Genomic DNA, 17,421 nt, shown 5'->3' with positions numbered 1-17,421 from the left:
GCAATTACATCTCAAAAGACGATTTCTCTGGAAAAATCACTTCAAAGCTTCTCTGAATTTCTTTCTTCTGCTTCTCAAAATCACCCACATTCACATCATCATTAAGGCAGATCATCTTACACGCCTGTCTGCGAATGGTATGGTGGATCTGCTGATCATGTTTTCCTATGGTATAAAATCTTCCAAGCTTCGGTGACTGGGGCGTAAATTTCCCTTCCATGTACTGCCAGTATTTCATCACGTACTGGTTCACATCGAATACTGTACGGAAACGATTCTTACAAACCTCATCCAGAACAGCGCCTTCTTCGTCCCATACTTTCCAATAGGTTGCTTTCAAAAAAGGACTTGGAAGATGTGAATATTTAAAACTGGAAAATTCACGATAAGGCAGCATCAGCACATTGCGGAAGAGCATTGCTCCATAAGCCGGGCTAAACCATTTTTTTGCCTGCTTTTTGATCACTTCTTTTTTATTATAATGCATATTGACAAGAGCTGCATCATTCATAAGAATATTGGCAAAAGGGTTGCGGATATTGTCCTGCACAAGGGCGGTCTCAATACAGCAGTCACAGGGAAATCCGTTTTTGAAAAAATCTTCCGGTCTCACGGAATCAATGAGAAACATATCATCATTAAAAAAGACAAAATGCTCTGACAATCCTTTTATTCGGTGAAGATTCAGTTCTATGGAATTAATATTAAAGGTAGGAAGATAAGCAGGCGCCATAAAATCCTCATGCTTTACAATCTGAATCTTCTCATGAGCTGTATTCAGCCACTTTGGAACATGTCCCCATGTAACAAAATATATTTTATTTACCCAGGGAGCAAATTTCTCCACACCGCGGAACCAGTACTGGAGATTGTCCCAATCGCGGTATCTGCTCTCCCCGGCGTCAGTTCCCCTGCCAGGCTGATATTCCCTGCGCTGTGCAAGCCAGTCAGGGTCACTGCCGTCCACCCAGGTGAGCACAAAATCTATTTTTTCCATTCCTATTCTCCTGCTCTTTAAATGGTTGCGGTCTAGAAATTGTGACGCACATCTTGCAGAAAGCCTTTTTCAAACACGCTCTAAAGCTTTCTCAGTCAGCTTATCTGCCATACAGAAGCATCAACTTCTGCCCTTCCTTATGGATGTCAAATCCTGCTTCTGCCAGCCTTCTGGCCGCTTCTTCTCTTTCGATTCTCCCGGCTTCCTTCATCTTAAATACAGCTTTGGCCCATTTCTCCGGGCTTTCTGCCAGGGAAATCATTGTCACATTTTCCCGGGAGAGTACTGCTTCTCCTGTGATCTGGTCTGAAATCACACAGGGCAGGCCATTGGCCTGAGCTTCCAGAAGAGTAAATGGAAGTCCTTCAAATAAAGAAGGAAACAGGAAAACATCCATGGCGCTTAAGTACCGCTCCACGTCCTGACATACTCCCGTAAATATGATTTTATCCAGGACACCCGCCTTTTTAGCCTGCTCCTGGATCTGTTCCTTTAATTCGCCGTCACCAATAAGGCAAAGCCTTGCAGCTGGCTCTTTTCGTTGGATTTCATGGAAAATACGAAGAATGGCCTCATGATTCTTCTGAACCTGAAACCTGCCTACATGCCCTACTACCAGGGCATCCCCGGAAATCCCCAGCTTCTCTCTGATTTTCCGCCTGTTTGACTCTGAAAAGCCATATTTATCTGTCTCAATTGCGTTTGCAACCAATGTTACTTCGCCCCGTTCAAAAGCCTTATCTCCGAACAACCATCTGCCTGCTTTTTCGGAACAGGCAAACTTCTCATTCACATAATGCTTCATTCTGGGACGATTCACGCCATCCATCAGCTTACGCACAATTCCCGGTGCTGAAGCGTTATGGGAATGTGCGATCACCTTTCTCACTCCTGCCTGCTTCGCCAGGCGAAGTGGTACGATATTGGCTGCTGAAAGCATATTCACATGCACGACATCGTACTTCTCCCGGGAAAGGAGCTTCCGAAAGGCCTTTATATAGCCAAAGTAATCTTTTTTTATATTGGGAACATAAAAAACCCGTCCACCAAGCTCCAGGATTTCTTTCTCATAAGCAATCGTTCCATACATGGATACAAAATCAAAGGATACTCCCTGTCTGGCCAGTTCCCTGAAATAGTTCATTACAAATGCTTCCATACCGCCAGGATTATTTCCCAGCCCTACCTGCAGGATTTTCATTTTTCACCTTCTAAACGCTTTATCAGCTTGTCATATCTGGAAACTTCCCGGGTTAATTCCTTTTTCATAATCAGCCACCTATCATTTTACTGTATTGCTCAGAGATCGGATCAATGTCGCCGTATGCGATCAGCTTGCCTTTTTCCAGAATCATGGCCTTATTGCAAAGGCGCTGTACCTGTTCCAGAGAATGGGATACAAAAAGGACGGTAACACCTGAGTCAAACATACTCATGATCTTCTTTTCACTTTTTTTACGGAACTTGGCGTCACCTACGGAAAGGACCTCGTCCAGAATCAGGATCTTCGGTTCTACTACTGTGGCAATAGAAAAGCCAAGTCTGGATTTCATACCGGAGGAATAATTTTTCACCGGAACATCCATGAATTTCTGAAGTTCAGAGAATTCTACAATCTCATCATATTTGCTGTCAATAAATTTCTTGGTATATCCAAGCATGGCACCATACAGATAAATATTCTCTTTTCCTGTATACTGCGGGTCAAAACCAGCGCCAAGCTCCAGAAGGGGAACCATTTTCCCATGTTTGTCCACATGACCCTCAGTAGGCTTGAATACACCGGAAATCACCTTCAGAAGAGTACTTTTTCCAGCTCCGTTAAGACCAAGGATACCTACACGGTCTCCCTTTTCCACGCTGAAGCTTACATTCTTCAAAGCCCAGAATTCATTGTACTGGATTTCTCTCTTAATGGTTTTAAATATATAATCTTTTAAGCTGTCAACCTTCTCACGGCTCAGGTTGAACTTCATGCTTACGTTATCGACTTCAATGGCTGTCTTGCTCATATTTTCTCCTTAACATGTTCCTGTAAATGGTAGTTTAGAGCGTGTTTGAAAAATACTTTCTGCAGGGAATGATTTTTCAAACAGGTTCTAGATGTACAGAATAAAATTATCCTGTTTTTTCTTGAAGCATACAAGTCCGATGATGGTGATCACTACGCTGAATGCAGCTGCATAAATTACATATGGCGCATACATAGGCTCTCCGAAGATTGCAGATCGGAAAATCTGAATGGTACAGTACAGAGGATTGAACTTCAGGATCCATGCCCAGCCACTCTTCAGCAGCTTGCTTGGATAATAGAAGATGGCACATGTATACATGATCAGCATCAGGGCAACAGACCAGAGGTACTCAATATCTCTGAAAAATACACCGATAGTTGCAAGGAACATTCCACTTCCGTAGGAAAGGATCAGAATGATGATCAAGGCAACCGGTGCCTGAAGCAGATAAATAGTCGGTTTCACACCCAGGATCACGCCTACAATGGCAAGCACAACCAGGGAGATCAGAAAAATAATATAATTATAAATTACAGTTGAAAGTGGATACAGATATTTCGGTACATACACTTTCTTGATCATTGCTGCATTGGATCGGATGGATTTCAGCGCAGCTTTGGTTGCAGAGGAATAAAAGCTGTACAGAAGACGTCCGGAAAGAATGTATACAGGGAATGTTTTGTCCGTGTTTCCATACAGGGTTCCGAAGACAATTGTCAGTACCACCATGGAAAGCAGTGGTTCTAGCATGGACCACAAAATACCAAGGTAGGAACGACGATATTTCAGCTTGATTCCTTTTTTGACCAGCTCACTTAACAGGAACTGATACTGTCTGAGATTATCTAAATATTTCTTCATATTCACTCCATTATATTTTGAAAAATTTGGCTTTCTGTTTTATCCAAAGCATTCGTATATAAACTTCTTTTTGGAAAAAAGCCAAACTGTATTGTAACATACTCTTTCCCAGGTTGCAATATTGCGATTTAACCTGGAAGCGATCAATCAGTTACTGTGTTACTCCGTGACCAATAACATCAATCATTCCAGATTCTTACTTGCATCTACTGCCATCTGGTAGGCTTCTGCATAAGAAATTCCAGTCTTTCTGCAGATTTCCGCCAGGCTTTCATACTCCGGATAGCATTTCTCTGCTCCTTCCGGACCGCAGATTTTCACTTCCACCTCACCGAAGGGAATCATTACTTTCCGCTTTCTCCGGGGCAAAATCGTGCGCTCCATCCTGACCCTGCGGATACCAATACTGGTAGTTTCTGCAAAAATCAAAGCTTCCATTCCCGGGACATCTTCTTCCTTACAGATTACGGTAAGAAGCCATGCAGGACGGTTTTTCTTCATATATACAGGAGTATAATGCACATCCCTTGCACCGGCCTCAAAAAGCTTCTCCATGACAAAGCCAAGTACTTCACCGCTGCAGTCATCGATGTTTGTTTCCAGCTTGTAGATGTAATCTGCACAATCCGCGCTTTCCGTAACACCGGTCTGAATTTTGGCAGTTTCATTTGCCGCACTTTCATTTCCTGCCGGAATTCCCACCGCTTTTTCCGGTTTATGGGATTCTTCCGGGTGAATCAGCATTGCACGCAGGATTCCCGGGCACTCATACGTCCTCTTGCCAGCTCCGATACCTGTTTTCTCAATTGCAAAGGTCTCCGGTAATTTGCAGGAAGTACGTACTGCTGCCACAATTGCCGCACCTGTAGGAGTTACCAGTTCACCCTGTACCGGAGTGATCCGCAGATTCAGGCCACACTGCTGTACAATATGGGTTACCGCCGGAACCGGAACTGGTAAAATGCCATGCTGGCAGCGGACCGTACCCATTCCTTCACATAATACAGGTACAATGACCTCTGTAATTCCAAGATTGTCCAGGCAGACTGCCACGGACAAAATATCTACAATGGAATCCACAGCTCCAACTTCGTGGAAATGCACCTCCTCCACCGGAACATTGTGGGCTTTTGCTTCTGCCCTTGCCAGGATCTGAAAAATTTTAAGGGCAATACCTCTGGCACTGTCAGTCATCTTTGTGTCAGCAAGTATCTGACAGATTTCGTTCATACCGCGATGTTTGTGCTGACGATGGGGCTCGTGAGTATGTGCTGCTATCTCATCTCCATGATCATGTCCATGTGCTGCCACATTCTTTGCAGCTGCCTCATGGCTATGCTCATACTGGTGATTATGTTCTTCTGCCATATGCGTATGACTGTGATTATGTTCTTCTGCCTCATGTGTATGACTGTGATTATGTTCTTCTGCCCCATGCGTATGACTATGATCATGTCCATGCAGATACTCCATATCATGGTCATGTCCGTCTATCTCTGCATCCAGGATTACATCGAAATCACAGGCATCAATCCCGGATTTCGTCACCCTGCTTACTTTTATCTCAAATCCCTGCACCGGAATACTTTCAAGTACATCCTCCAGCACCTTCTGATCTGCTCCCAGATCCAGCAGTGCTGCCACTGTCATATCACCACTGATTCCGGAATAACACTCCAGATATAATGATTTTTCCATAATTCTCCTCGTTACAAATTTATCAAATTGCTTTTCAATTTGTGTCTCTTACTTACCAAGCGCCAGCCGGTTCATCTGCGTTGCCAGATATCCGGCTCCATATCCATTGTCAATATTCACGGTGGCAATTCCATTGGCACAGGAATTGATCATGGTCAGAAGTGCTGATAATCCATGGAAATTCGCTCCATATCCCACAGACGTAGGCACCGCGATCACCGGTCGGCTTACAAGACCGCCCATAACACTGGCAAGAGCACCCTCCATGCCAGCCACAGCCACAACACAATTCGCGTCCTGAATGATCTCCAGCCTGGAAAACAGCCTGTGCATTCCACTTACACCAACATCATAAATCCGTTCCACGTGAGTTCCAAAATATTCTGCAGTCTGTGCTGCTTCCTCGGCCACTGGAATATCTGCAGTGCCTGCAGTACAGACAGCCACCTTTCCCTCATGAATCTTATCTGGTTTCTCTATTTTCAGGATTCTGGAAACAAGGTCATACTGAACTTCCGGAAACTTCTCCTTCACCAGCTCATACTGTGCCTGGGAAGCCCTTGTTCCAAGTACTTCTCCCTCTTCCATATATAAACGCTCAAATATTTTCAGCAAATGGGCATCTGCCTTATTGCTGCAGTAAATCACCTCTGCGAAACCAGTACGGGCTTTTCTCCCCGTATCCAGCTTGGCATAATCCATTTCCTTGTAACCATCCTGTCGAATCAGCTTCCCTGCTGCTTCCGGAGAAAGTCCTCCCATTTGCACCTGGGCAAGGATTTCTTCTAGTGTCATGTACAAATCACTCCATTTCCTAAAACGTATTTGAAAAAGGCATTCTGCAAAATGTACGTCACAATTTGCGGGAATCTTTTTTCAAACAGGCTCTAAAATGCAACACAATTATAACGTTTTCTTCTCTTTTATTCAACAAAAAAATCCTGCCTCATTTTGCTGAAGCAGGATTTCTATGCATCGCGAAGCGTGTTACTTGTCACGGAGCGAACCGTAACGGATTTCTTCCAAAGCCGGCTGTTCTGCGCGTAATCAGCGCTCCCAGGACGTCTGATTATGTTTTATTTCGCTTTGGCTGCCTTTTTATCTCCAAGGAAACCAATAGATGTAACACAGATCAGTTTATCGAAGATCATAAACATAGCTGGTAAGATAAACAGTACAACTACCATACTGATGATCGCACCACGGGCAAGCAATGTACAGATAGAACCGATCATCTCAACCTGTGAATAACAGGAAACACCGAAGGTCGCTGCGAAGAAGCTGAGACCACTGCTGATAATAGACGGCATGCTGGTCTTATGGGCAATGCTGATGGCTTCCATCTTATTCTTACCGTGCTGTCTCTCTCTCTGATAACGGGTAGTCATCAGGATCGCATAGTCAACGGTTGCACCCAGCTGGATGGCACCAATAACAATACTTGCAACGAACGGAAGGCTGATTCCCTGATAGTACGGAATGGCCATATTGACAAAAATCGCAAACTCAATAACCGCAACCAGAATGATCGGAAGGGAAATTGATTTAAAGATAATCATAATGATCAGGAAAATGGCACCGATGGAGATTACATTTACACGAACCAGATCGGCATCTGTGGTATCCTGAAGATCTTTCATAAGCGGTGCCTCACCGATTACCATTGCAGTATTATCGTATTTCTTTACTATTTTATCAATTTCTGCAAGCTGGGCATTTACCTCATCTGTAGCAGAACCATATTCAGAGCATACAAATGCAAGCTCATACTGATCTCCTTTGAAAATCTTCTTCAGATCATCCGGGATCATAGACTCCGGAACGGTAGGTCCGATCAGGGAATTCATACCCAGACTCCACTTCACACCCTCAACCTTATCAATATCATTTAACATCTGCTGTTTCTGCTTGGAGTCCATATTCTTATCCATCATAATCATATGGATATTGCCTACTGCAAAAGTTTTCTCCAGCTCATCATTGGCAATGTTGCAATCCAAAGTGGATGGAAGGGATTCTGCAATATTATAGTAAATCTTTGTATGATTGTTTCCATAAATAGCCGGAAGCAGAAGCACCAGGAAAATCACAGTCCAAAGCTTATAATGCTTCGTAATAAATGCAGACGGTTTATCCATTCTGGCAAGAAGCAGCTTATGCTGTGTCTTCTCAATAGGCTTGTCAAAAAACAGAACCAGTGCCGGAAGAATGGTTACACAGCAGATAACACCAATAATAACGCCCTTTGCCATAACAATACCAAGGTCACGTCCAAGAGCAAAGGTCATAACACAAAGTGCAACGAAGCCGGCTACTGTGGTAACAGAGCTTCCAGCTACAGACTTAAAAGTATTGGCAATGGCATGCCCCATGGCACGATCCTTTTCACCAGGGAAACGCTTCTTATTTTCCTCGTAGCTGTTCAGAAGGAAAATGGAATAATCCATGGTAACACCAAGCTGAAGCACTGCGGTAAGTGCCTGTGTAATATAAGAGGTTTCGCCCAGAATAATATTGCTTCCCAGGTTGTAAAGGATAGCAAGTCCGATACTGAGCAGGAACAAAAACGGAACAACAAAGGATCCGCTTGTCAGCTCCAGAATGATCAGACTGAGTACTGCTGCGATCACAACGTAAATCGGCAGCTCCTGCATGGCAATGTTCTTAATATCTGTAACAACTCCTGTCATGCCACTGAGGAAGCACTGCTCGTTGGCAATCTTACGTAGTTCTGTGATAGCTTCCATGGAAGTATCTGAAGATGTAGTATTATCGAACAGAACCAGCATCATGGTTGCATCGCCATTTATAAATACCTTTCTGTACTTCTCAGGAATCATCTCTACCGGAAGAGTGATATCCGCCACATCATCATACCAGAGAACATCCTTTACATGCTCTACTTCACTGAATTTCTCTTCCAGCTTCTGGACATCCTTCATATCCATATTCTCCACAATTACCATGGAAAAGGCGCCCATACCAAACTCATCTACCAGAATATCCTGACCTTTTACCGTCTCAAGGGTATCCGGCAGGTAACTTAACAGATCATAATTGACTCTCGTCTCTGCGATTCCGATCACAGACGGGATTACCAGCAAAAGTCCGATCAAAAGCACCAGGACCTTATGCTTGGCTATCCATTTTCCTACTTTGACCATTGATGTCATCTCCTTAAATTCATTTCTTTCGTACTATAGTATAACCCAAAATGACCAATAGTCAATATTATTTTTAACAAAAATGAAAAATAGTCATTTTTCTCAAAATCCGATCAAAACGCCGACGATTTTTACCAAAAATGCCGCAATCCAGGCGATCACACATTGTCCGATCACCACTCCAGCTGCCCATTTTCCGCCAAGCTCACGTTTCACAGAAGCGATCGCGGCTACACAAGGCGTATATAAAAGGCAGAAGGTAAGAAGGCACACTGCTGCCAGCGGAGAAAGCACCTCCACCAGTGCCGCTGTGCTTCCAAATAATATGGACAATGTGGAAACCACGCTCTCCTTTGCCATGAAACCTGTTACAAGAGCTGTAGAAAATCTCCAGTCCCCAAAGCCAAGAGGCCCAAATACCGGTGCAATAAATCCGGCAAGTACTGCAAGAATACTGTCTTTGGAATCTGTCACAATATTCAGATGCAGATCAAAGGTCTGTAAAAACCAGATCACAATGGTTGCCACAAAAATAACAGTGAAGGCTCTCTGAAGAAAATCCTTTGCCTTTTCCCAGAGAAGCTGGCCAACGTTTTTTACACCTGGAAGACGATAATTAGGAAGCTCCATTACAAAGGGAACTGCTTCTCCCTTAAACATGGTCTTTCCAAAAATCAGTGCCATCAGAATTCCCATAATAATTCCGCCGAAATAAAGTGCTATCATTACCAGTGCACCGTATTTCGGGAAAAAGGCAGCTGTAAAGAAAGCATAAATAGGAAGCTTTGCCGAACAGCTCATAAAAGGAGTAAGGAGGATCGTCATCTTACGGTCACGCTCTGAGGGCAGGGTTCTGCTTGCCATAACGCCAGGAACTGTGCATCCAAAGCCTACAAGCATTGGGACAATACTTCGTCCGGAAAGTCCAATCTTTCGAAGCAGCTTATCCATTACAAAAGCAACTCTGGCCATATATCCACTGTCTTCCAGAAGTGACAGGAAGAAAAACAGGGTGACGATAATCGGCAGAAAGCTGAGCACACTTCCAACTCCATTGAAAATACCGTCAATTACAAGAGAATGAAGCACATTATTTACGTTCCATGCAGTCATGGCCTGATCCACCACTGCAGTCAGCCAGGTAATTCCCATATCCAGAAGATCTGAAAGTCCCTTTCCGATCACACCAAAGGTCAGCCAGAAAACCAGAGCCATAATTCCTGCGAAGCATGGAATGGCTGTATATTTGCCTGTAAGTATTTTATCCATCTTCTGACTGCGCAGATGCTCCTTGCTTTCATGAGGCTTAATCACGGTCTCAGCGCAGACTTTTTCAATAAAGTCAAAGCGCATATGGGCAATCGCCGCGGACCGGTCAAGCCCACGCTCCGTCTCCATCTGCTTTACAATATGCTCCAGGGTTTCTTTTTCATTCTGATCCAGCCCAAGCTTTTCCAGGATCAGTTCATCCCCTTCCGCAAGCTTACTGGCTGCAAAACGTACCGGGATATCTGCCTGCTGAGCATGATCCTCAATGAGATGCATAATTCCATGAAGACATCTGTGAACAGCACCGCCATCATCGTTTGCATCGCAGAAATCCAGACGCTTTGGTTTTTCCTGATATTTTGCCACATGGATCGCATGGGCTACCAGTTCATCGATTCCCTCATTTTTCGCTGCTGAAATAGGTACTACAGGAATTCCAAGCGCCTCTTCCATCTGGTTCACACGTACAGAACCGCCATTCTGCCTTACCTCGTCCATCATATTCAATGCCAGGACCATAGGAACATCCAGTTCCATCAGTTGCATAGTAAGATATAGATTTCTCTCAATATTGGTTGCATCCACAATATTGATAATTCCTTTTGGATGCTGTTCCAGAATAAAGCTTCTGGTTACGATTTCCTCGCTGGTATAGGGGGACATGGAGTAAATTCCCGGCAGGTCTGTCACCAGAGTATTCTTTTTTCCACGGATAATACCATCCTTGCGGTCTACAGTAACTCCAGGAAAGTTGCCTACATGCTGACTGGAGCCGGTTAACTGATTAAACAGGGTTGTTTTACCGCAGTTCTGGTTTCCTGCCAGCGCAAAGGTAAGAAGCTCACTGTCAGGAAGGGGATGTTCATCTGCTTTTTCATGATATTTACCGCCCTCGCCCAGACCTGGATGAGGAATCGCCCTGACACGGCTGCCTCGTTTCTGTTCTTTTTCATCCCTTACATTATCAATCTGAATCTGGGCAGCATCTGCAAGACGCAGGGTCAGCTCATAGCTATGTATCCTGACTTCAACAGGGTCACCCATAGGTGCATATTTTACCATGGTCACGTCAGCCATGGGAATGATTCCCATATCCAGGAAATGCTGCCGCAGGGCACCCTCTCCTCCTACTACTGTAACTGTGGCAGTTTTCCCGATGGGAAGGTCTTTTAATGTCATATGTACTTGTCCTCTTTTCCCATATGTAAGATTTTTGTTGCTGTTCAAAACTAAGCAGCAACCATTTTTGATAAAATTCGTCTGCTAATGATAAATTTTATCATTAATGTTACAGGAGTTAGTTTATTCTAATATCATCAGGATGTCAATATTATTGAGAAAAATTATTGACAATTTTATCATTATCTGATAAAGTTACGAAACAAGGTTTCCCTGTGAGGGAGTAGCAAGCGTGTCCACAGACGCGTGGCAAGTCAACATACCGACCGTATGAATCTGTTTGTATAGATTGCTGTTCACTGAATGAACAGCAGATTTCAGAGCAGTGTTTCGATCTGGCTTGCATTAAATTGCGAGACTCATGTATAACGTTATGCTATACATGGAGTCTGTCCTTTTATAAGAATGCAGATGACCCATATATAGCCTGTGGTTATATATTGGGTCTTTTTTCATGTTGTAAGAGGCTTTACTAATTCCATAGCAAATTAAAAAATGGAAACCAGCAATAAAATACATTACGGAGGAATGTAAAAATGAACTACAGTTTTGTGTTTTTTCTGAACAGCGCCCTGCTTGGAGTCGGACTTGCAATGGATGCTTTTTCTGTGTCCCTGGCAAACGGCCTTCACGAGCCTAAGATGCGCATGAAAAAAATGTGCGGCATTGCAGGCACATTCGGTGCTTTCCAGGCCATCATGCCAATGACCGGATGGTTATGCGTCCACACCATTGTAGAATACTTCAAGGCATTTGAGAAATTTATTCCATGGATCGCGCTGATCCTTCTTGGCTATATCGGAGGCTCCATGCTGATCAATGGTATCCGGGGAACTGGCGAGGATGATGAAATTCCGGGAGTTGGTCTCAAAGCCCTCTTCATTCAGGGTGTTGCAACTTCCATTGATGCCCTGTCCGTAGGATTCACCATCTCAGAGTATGACTGGCTGATGGCTCTTGTCTGTTCCCTGATCATTGCCATAGTCACATTCTTTATCTGCATGACCGGACTTTCCCTTGGAAAACGCTTCGGAACCAGGCTTTCCAACAAGGCGGATATTCTCGGCGGCGTCATTCTTATTGCAATTGGTCTGGAAATTTTTATCAGCAATATGTTTTAATTTTTTCAGCATATTTACCGCTATTCAGCTGGTACTGTTCCGCCAGGCGTTTTTCTATGCAAGCGTTGATTTTCACCTGTTTTCCAATCAAAAAAAAGCTTTCATCTCTCCCTTTGCGGGATGGATGAAAGCTTTTTCTACTTTTATTAACGGGCAATAATATATGCGCAATAAACCAAATATACCACTACCATTATAATACCCTCTTTGCGCTCAATTTTTTTCCTGGTTCCTGCAAAGATCCAGACCATAACCGAAAATACCATAAGAAGCACTATATCGATTATGTTTTCCCGGATCAAAGCTACCGGACTGATAGCAGATGAGATTCCAAGAACCATCAGAATATTGAAAATATTGGATCCTACTGCATTTCCAACTGCCATATCAACTTCATTTTTTCTTGCTGCAACTACAGAGGTTACAAGCTCCGGAAGTGAAGTTCCGATAGACACAATGGTAAGCCCGACCAGAGTCTGGCTCATTCCAAGCTCTATTGCAATCCTGCTGGCTGTATCAACGGTAAGGTCACCGCCAAAAGCAATTGCAGCTGCACCCACGATCAGAAAGAGGATACTTTTGCCGTATGACAGCTCTTTCATATTATCACATTCTTCAACACCTTCTATTTCAATCTTCTGTCCTGCAGCACGGGCTTTCATTGCGCTTCGTACCATTGTGAAAATATATCCGGCAAACACGATCAAGAAAATAACTCCATCTGCATGACCCAGCGTCATTCCCGCCTTATCTCCCAGTCCTGAAATTCCCAGTACAAGCAGAAATAGTGCACAGCCTAAAGACAAGGGAATATCTCTTACCACAGTTGCTTTCTGGACCATAATTGGCGTCAGAATCGAACAGACACCAATTACAAACATCAGATTAAAAATATTGGATCCTACTACATTGCTGACCGCAAGTTCATTATTCTGTACCAGAGAAGCAGTCACACTCACGGCTGTTTCTGGCAGTGAAGTTCCCATAGCCACAATCGTAAGACCAATGATGATGGGCGGAACCTTTAACTTCTTCGCAATGCTGGAACTTCCCTCCACAAAAAAGTCAGCCCCTTTTACCAGAAAAGCAAATCCCACTGCCAGCAGCAGAATAACAGCTGCAATTGGCAATCCATTAATAATATTTTGCATAATACTCTCCTTTTGTTATCCGCATATTTTTATCTTTACAGATTCTCCAGAGTGTGTTTGAAAAGGCTTTCTGCAAAATGTATGCTACAAAACAGCATTTACTTCATACGCCTGCTTCTTTGGAATCACATCTGCCGCAAATGTAAAAAGACCCATGTATGCCATAACATGCATACATGAGTCTCATTCTTTAAGATTTGCCAGGCCAGAATCAGATCCGATCAAAGCCGCGACTGTTGACAAACCACGTTTTCACGCAAACTACTCCCTCACAGAATCCATATGTGTAGTTAATATACCAAATTGCTGTTAAGAAGTCAACCTCTAATCTTCCTCTATATGCTCTCTTCCCTGGTCAATGATCGTCCGAACATGCTCATCTGCCAGAGAATAGAATATAGATTTTCCATCCCTGCGGCTTTTTACCAGTTTATTCTGTTTCAGGATACGAAGCTGGTGGGAAATAGCTGACTGAGTCATGTTCAATGCCTTTGCAAGGTCACACACGCACACCTCTGCTTCAAAAAGTACAAACAGGATCCGGATCCTGGTAGAATCTCCAAACACCTTGAACAGCTCTGCCAGATCGTACAGCTCGTTTTCCTCCGGGATGGTCTCGTTTACAATTTGCAGAAGATTTTCATGAACCTCACAGCAATCACAGATTTCCACTTCTTTATCTATGTCTTTTTTCATTCTGAATACCTCGATATCATCATCAAAGATTTTTCACAAACAAAGTACGGATTGCATTGAGCACTGCCAGTACCATAACGCCTACATCTGCAAAAATGGCTATCCACATGTTTGCAATGCCGAGGGCACCAAGTACCAGGCAAATCAGTTTCACGCCAATTGCAAAATAAATATTTTCATATACAATTCGCATACACTTCTTGGCAATGCGAATGGCTTTCCCAATCTTTAACGGGTCGTCATCCATCAGCACAACGTCAGCCGCCTCGATTGCAGCATCAGAACCAAGCGCACCCATTGCAATACCAATATCCGCTCTTGAAAGAACCGGTGCATCATTGATTCCGTCTCCAACAAAGGCAAGCTTCTCTTTTTCAGACTTATTTGCCAGAAGTTCTTCCACCTTGGAAACCTTATCCGCCGGAAGAAGCTCGCTGTGAACCTCTCCGATTCCAAGGTCAGCTGCTACAGACTCTGCCACTTTTTTTCCGTCACCGGTGAGCATAACCGTTCTTGTAATGCCTGCTTTTTTCAGGTTCTCAATTGCCTCTTTGGCATGAGGTTTGATAATGTCAGAAATCAGGATATGACCTGCATATTTTCCATCCACAGCCATATGGACAACCGTTCCTACATGATGGCACTCTTTGTACGCAATACCAAGACGGTTCATCAGCTTCGCGTTGCCGGCAGCTACAGACACACCGTCCACCTTTGCAATAACACCGTTTCCACCGATTTCCTCAATGTCTGTGACACGGCTGCGGTCAATTGGCTTGCCATATGCTTTCTGAAGGCTCTTGCTGATGGGGTGTGAGGAAGAGCACTCTGCATATGCTGCATATTCCAGAAGCTTTGCATCCTCCATCTCATTATGGTGGATTCCGCTGACCTCGAATACGCCCTTTGTCATAGTACCTGTTTTATCAAAAACAACAATCTTCGTCTGGGAAAGTGTCTCCAGATAGTTGGAGCCCTTTACCAGAACGCCCTGATTGCTGGCACCACCGATTCCAGCAAAGAAACTGAGGGGAATGCTGATCACCAGTGCACATGGACAGCTGATTACAAGGAACGTCAGGGCACGGTAGATCCAGTCTCCCCATTCCGGAGAAAGTCCCATAAACAGCATTCTGCAAAGAGGCGGAATGACTGCAAGTGCCAGAGCACTGTAGCAGACTGCCGGGGTATAATATTTCGCAAATTTTGAAATAAAGTTTTCAGATCTGGATTTTTTGGAGCTGGAGTTCTCAACAAGATCCAGGATCTTGGAAACCGTAGATTCACCAAATTCCTTCGTGGTGCGGATTTTCAATACACCTGTCATGTTAATGCAGCCGCTGATGACCTCATCTCCCACTTTCGCATCTCGCGGAAGGCTTTCTCCTGTCAGTGCGCTTGTATTTAATGTGGAATTTCCGTCTTCAATCATTCCGTCAATTGGAATCTTCTCTCCTGGCTGAACCACAATGATAGTTCCAACCTCTACCTCGTCCGGGTCTACCTTTTCCAGCTTACCGTCCTGCTCGATATTTGCATAATCCGGACGGATATCCATCAGCTCACTGATATTTCTTCTGCTCTTTCCAACGGCATAACTCTGGAAAAGTTCTCCGATCTGGTAAAACAGCATAACCGCAGTGCCTTCCTGATAATCGCCGAGAGCAATGGCACCAATTGTGGCAACTGCCATCAGAAAATTCTCATCAAATACCTGACGGTTCCTAATTCCCTTAAACGCTTTTTTCAGAATATCATAACCGATCACCAGATACGGGACCATGTAAAGTGCCATTTGAAGATAGCCATCTACCGGAAGAAAGCGCAGCAAAACCAAAAGGACAAAAGCAATAATAATTCTGGTCAATACTTTTTTCTGCTTCTTGTTCATATTCTTTCACATGCCTTGAGGGCACGGCCTCCATTATAATGATGTCGCTGGCACGCGACATATTCGCTTAATTCATTTGCGTGACTGAACAGAGTACATCCTGTCCGGTCATTGTCTTACCGTTCATTCTGTGCCTAGAACGTGTTTGAAAAAAGCTTTCTGCAAGATGTGCGTCACAATTTGTGGGAGATTTCGCCCGGATGAGGGCGCCGTAGCGGGCTACGGCAACCGAACTCGGGCAAAATATACTGCAAAGTGGGGCGTGCAGATTGCGGGAATGATTTTTCAAACACGCTCTAGTAACTGCTTTTCCTCATTGTTTTTATAAGAAGATCTCGCAGTCGTCTTCTACTTTCTTACAGTTCTTCAGGACTTCCTGCATAACAGCCTTCGGCTCCTGTCCATCTTCAAACTCAACGATCATTTTCAGAGTCATGAAGTTTACAGTCGCATCCTTAACACCAGCAGTGTTCTTAGCAGCTTCCTCCATCTTGTTTGCACAGTTTGCACAGTCAACATCAATCTTGTAAGTTTTTTTCATGGTAATGGTCTCCTTTTGAAAATGTTCTCTTTTTCATATGAACAATTATTCATATGTTTGTTTTTATTATAGCATTTAAATAACTTCTGTCAATAGGTTTGGCATAAAATCTTTCTTTTTCTATGATTTAGCATAAATGCTTTCTTTTTCCTGTATTAATATAGTAATTTCTTTTTTTGCCCTGTTCAATTCATTTTTTTTCGTGTATAATAAGTCGAATATTATTGGATTGAAATTAGAGGAGATTTTAAACATGAAAAGTTATCTAATCGTTTTTCTTATTTCTATGGTACCGCTGATTGAGCTGCGAGGCGCGATCCCATATGCTGTAGGCTTCGGAATTCCGCTGGTTCCGGCGTACATTATCGCCATTATCGGAAACATGCTTCCAGTACCTTTTATCTATTTCTTCGCCCGCAAGGTTCTGGAGTGGGGCAAGGATAAACCGGTGATCGGGCGCTTCTTTACCTTCTGTCTTGAAAAAGGGGAAAAAGGAGGAAAGGCCCTTCAGGCAAAGGCCGGCCGCGGATTATTCGTAGCGCTTCTGCTCTTCGTAGGAATTCCTCTTCCCGGCACAGGTGCCTGGACCGGAACCCTGGCTGCCAGCCTTCTGGACATGGACTTTAAGTCAAGTGTTCTGGCTGTAATGCTTGGTGTCATTCTGGCTGGTCTTATTATGGGCGCTGCAAGTGCAGGACTTTTTGGGGCATTATTTGCAGTATTCAGCTGACAGGATTACAAGAAAAAGTATATGAAGTTTATCTGATTACGAATAAACTCATATACTTTTTTTATACCTTAAAAGAAACTAAAACAAGCCTCTGTCGTTTTCGCTCGT

The 17,421-nt window shown here is 43.7% G+C and carries 16 protein-coding genes and 1 pseudogene; 4 read left to right on the top strand and 13 right to left on the bottom strand.

Annotated elements, in window-relative coordinates; genetic code table 11:
* Nucleotides 1-4: 4 nt before the first annotated feature.
* Nucleotides 5-997 (bottom strand): Stealth CR1 domain-containing protein, encoded by a 993-nt coding sequence (locus PGQ38_RS15970; protein WP_173772717.1) that lies wholly within the window; start codon nucleotides 995-997, stop codon nucleotides 5-7.
* Between PGQ38_RS15970 and PGQ38_RS20870 the strand changes: the two are divergent.
* A pseudogene (locus tag PGQ38_RS20870) lies at nucleotides 972-1,091 on the top strand (DUF6783 domain-containing protein); the annotation flags it as partial. The gene PGQ38_RS15970 and the pseudogene PGQ38_RS20870 overlap by 26 nt on opposite strands.
* A 6-nt stretch (nucleotides 1,092-1,097) precedes the next feature.
* Here the strand turns inward: PGQ38_RS20870 and PGQ38_RS15965 are convergent.
* The 7 genes from PGQ38_RS15965 to feoB form a co-directional block, all read right to left on the bottom strand.
* Nucleotides 1,098-2,198, bottom strand: coding sequence for a glycosyltransferase family 1 protein (locus PGQ38_RS15965; RefSeq protein WP_195983232.1), 1,101 nt, complete (start codon nucleotides 2,196-2,198; stop codon nucleotides 1,098-1,100).
* Between the two features lie 70 nt (nucleotides 2,199-2,268).
* On the bottom strand, nucleotides 2,269-3,009 hold the full coding sequence (locus tag PGQ38_RS15960) for an ABC transporter ATP-binding protein (protein WP_118579582.1): 741 nt from the start codon (nucleotides 3,007-3,009) through the stop codon (nucleotides 2,269-2,271).
* 87 nt (nucleotides 3,010-3,096) lie between these two features.
* Entirely contained in the window at nucleotides 3,097-3,873 is a 777-nt protein-coding gene (locus PGQ38_RS15955) for an ABC transporter permease (protein ID WP_118579579.1), read from the bottom strand.
* Between the two features lie 183 nt (nucleotides 3,874-4,056).
* Nucleotides 4,057-5,571, bottom strand: coding sequence for a nickel pincer cofactor biosynthesis protein LarC (gene larC / locus PGQ38_RS15950; RefSeq protein ID WP_270432612.1), 1,515 nt, complete (start codon nucleotides 5,569-5,571; stop codon nucleotides 4,057-4,059).
* Between the two features lie 48 nt (nucleotides 5,572-5,619).
* Nucleotides 5,620-6,366, bottom strand: coding sequence for a nickel pincer cofactor biosynthesis protein LarB (larB, locus tag PGQ38_RS15945; protein ID WP_270432610.1), 747 nt, complete (start codon nucleotides 6,364-6,366; stop codon nucleotides 5,620-5,622).
* 281 nt (nucleotides 6,367-6,647) lie between these two features.
* Nucleotides 6,648-8,735 (bottom strand): efflux RND transporter permease subunit, encoded by a 2,088-nt coding sequence (locus PGQ38_RS15940; RefSeq protein ID WP_270432608.1) that lies wholly within the window; start codon nucleotides 8,733-8,735, stop codon nucleotides 6,648-6,650.
* Between the two features lie 102 nt (nucleotides 8,736-8,837).
* Nucleotides 8,838-11,183 (bottom strand): ferrous iron transport protein B, encoded by a 2,346-nt coding sequence (gene feoB / locus PGQ38_RS15935; RefSeq protein WP_270432606.1) that lies wholly within the window; start codon nucleotides 11,181-11,183, stop codon nucleotides 8,838-8,840.
* Nucleotides 11,184-11,719: 536 nt separating this feature from the next.
* Here feoB and PGQ38_RS15930 point away from each other — a divergent pair.
* Nucleotides 11,720-12,304, top strand: a complete 585-nt coding sequence (locus PGQ38_RS15930) for a manganese efflux pump MntP (RefSeq protein WP_173774226.1) — start codon at nucleotides 11,720-11,722, stop codon at nucleotides 12,302-12,304.
* 146 nt (nucleotides 12,305-12,450) lie between these two features.
* On the opposite strand, the gene PGQ38_RS15925 is transcribed toward PGQ38_RS15930, so the two are convergent.
* From PGQ38_RS15925 to PGQ38_RS20165, 4 genes are all read right to left on the bottom strand, one after another.
* A complete protein-coding gene (locus tag PGQ38_RS15925; protein ID WP_270432603.1) occupies nucleotides 12,451-13,455 on the bottom strand; it encodes a calcium/sodium antiporter in 1,005 nt (334 codons plus the stop codon).
* Nucleotides 13,456-13,779: 324 nt separating this feature from the next.
* Nucleotides 13,780-14,151, bottom strand: a complete 372-nt coding sequence (locus tag PGQ38_RS15920; protein ID WP_148461875.1) for an ArsR/SmtB family transcription factor — start codon at nucleotides 14,149-14,151, stop codon at nucleotides 13,780-13,782.
* Nucleotides 14,152-14,173: 22 nt separating this feature from the next.
* Nucleotides 14,174-16,042: a heavy metal translocating P-type ATPase gene (locus tag PGQ38_RS15915; protein ID WP_270432601.1), complete on the bottom strand. Its 1,869-nt coding sequence runs from the start codon at nucleotides 16,040-16,042 to the stop codon at nucleotides 14,174-14,176.
* Nucleotides 16,043-16,109: 67 nt separating this feature from the next.
* On the bottom strand, nucleotides 16,110-16,289 hold the full coding sequence (locus PGQ38_RS20165) for a DUF6783 domain-containing protein (protein ID WP_334300299.1): 180 nt from the start codon (nucleotides 16,287-16,289) through the stop codon (nucleotides 16,110-16,112).
* Between PGQ38_RS20165 and PGQ38_RS20160 the strand changes: the two genes are divergently transcribed.
* The gene (locus tag PGQ38_RS20160) at nucleotides 16,221-16,370 is read left to right on the top strand and encodes a DUF6783 domain-containing protein (protein ID WP_334300298.1); all 150 of its coding nucleotides are present in this window, start codon (nucleotides 16,221-16,223) and stop codon (nucleotides 16,368-16,370) included. The genes PGQ38_RS20165 and PGQ38_RS20160 overlap by 69 nt on opposite strands.
* On the opposite strand, the gene PGQ38_RS15910 is transcribed toward PGQ38_RS20160, so the two are convergent.
* Nucleotides 16,365-16,583 carry a cation transporter gene (locus PGQ38_RS15910; RefSeq protein WP_118579549.1) on the bottom strand — a complete coding sequence of 73 codons (219 nt, stop codon included), beginning with the start codon at nucleotides 16,581-16,583 and terminating at the stop codon, nucleotides 16,365-16,367. The genes PGQ38_RS20160 and PGQ38_RS15910 overlap by 6 nt on opposite strands.
* A 253-nt stretch (nucleotides 16,584-16,836) precedes the next feature.
* Here PGQ38_RS15910 and PGQ38_RS15905 point away from each other — a divergent pair, with 253 nt between their 5' ends.
* The gene (locus tag PGQ38_RS15905) at nucleotides 16,837-17,313 is read left to right on the top strand and encodes a COG2426 family protein (RefSeq protein ID WP_118579636.1); all 477 of its coding nucleotides are present in this window, start codon (nucleotides 16,837-16,839) and stop codon (nucleotides 17,311-17,313) included.
* Nucleotides 17,314-17,421: the final 108 nt, after the last annotated feature.

Source organism: Blautia faecis, from assembly GCF_027662325.1.
GTDB lineage: Bacteria > Bacillota > Clostridia > Lachnospirales > Lachnospiraceae > Blautia_A > Blautia_A faecis.
Note: the sequence above shows the minus strand (reverse complement) of the source record. Positions and strands in the feature narration are given on the sequence as shown.

Coding starts and splice junctions, on each gene's coding strand:
- PGQ38_RS15970 (WP_173772717.1), bottom strand. CDS start 997: ATGGAAAAAATAGATTTTGTGCTCACCTGGGTGGACGGCAGTGACCCT.
- PGQ38_RS15965 (WP_195983232.1), bottom strand. CDS start 2,198: ATGAAAATCCTGCAGGTAGGGCTGGGAAATAATCCTGGCGGTATGGAA.
- PGQ38_RS15960 (WP_118579582.1), bottom strand. CDS start 3,009: ATGAGCAAGACAGCCATTGAAGTCGATAACGTAAGCATGAAGTTCAAC.
- PGQ38_RS15955 (WP_118579579.1), bottom strand. CDS start 3,873: ATGAAGAAATATTTAGATAATCTCAGACAGTATCAGTTCCTGTTAAGT.
- larC (WP_270432612.1), bottom strand. CDS start 5,571: ATGGAAAAATCATTATATCTGGAGTGTTATTCCGGAATCAGTGGTGAT.
- larB (WP_270432610.1), bottom strand. CDS start 6,366: ATGACACTAGAAGAAATCCTTGCCCAGGTGCAAATGGGAGGACTTTCT.
- PGQ38_RS15940 (WP_270432608.1), bottom strand. CDS start 8,735: ATGGTCAAAGTAGGAAAATGGATAGCCAAGCATAAGGTCCTGGTGCTT.
- feoB (WP_270432606.1), bottom strand. CDS start 11,183: ATGACATTAAAAGACCTTCCCATCGGGAAAACTGCCACAGTTACAGTA.
- PGQ38_RS15930 (WP_173774226.1), top strand. CDS start 11,720: ATGAACTACAGTTTTGTGTTTTTTCTGAACAGCGCCCTGCTTGGAGTC.
- PGQ38_RS15925 (WP_270432603.1), bottom strand. CDS start 13,455: ATGCAAAATATTATTAATGGATTGCCAATTGCAGCTGTTATTCTGCTG.
- PGQ38_RS15920 (WP_148461875.1), bottom strand. CDS start 14,151: ATGAAAAAAGACATAGATAAAGAAGTGGAAATCTGTGATTGCTGTGAG.
- PGQ38_RS15915 (WP_270432601.1), bottom strand. CDS start 16,042: ATGAACAAGAAGCAGAAAAAAGTATTGACCAGAATTATTATTGCTTTT.
- PGQ38_RS15910 (WP_118579549.1), bottom strand. CDS start 16,583: ATGAAAAAAACTTACAAGATTGATGTTGACTGTGCAAACTGTGCAAAC.
- PGQ38_RS15905 (WP_118579636.1), top strand. CDS start 16,837: ATGAAAAGTTATCTAATCGTTTTTCTTATTTCTATGGTACCGCTGATT.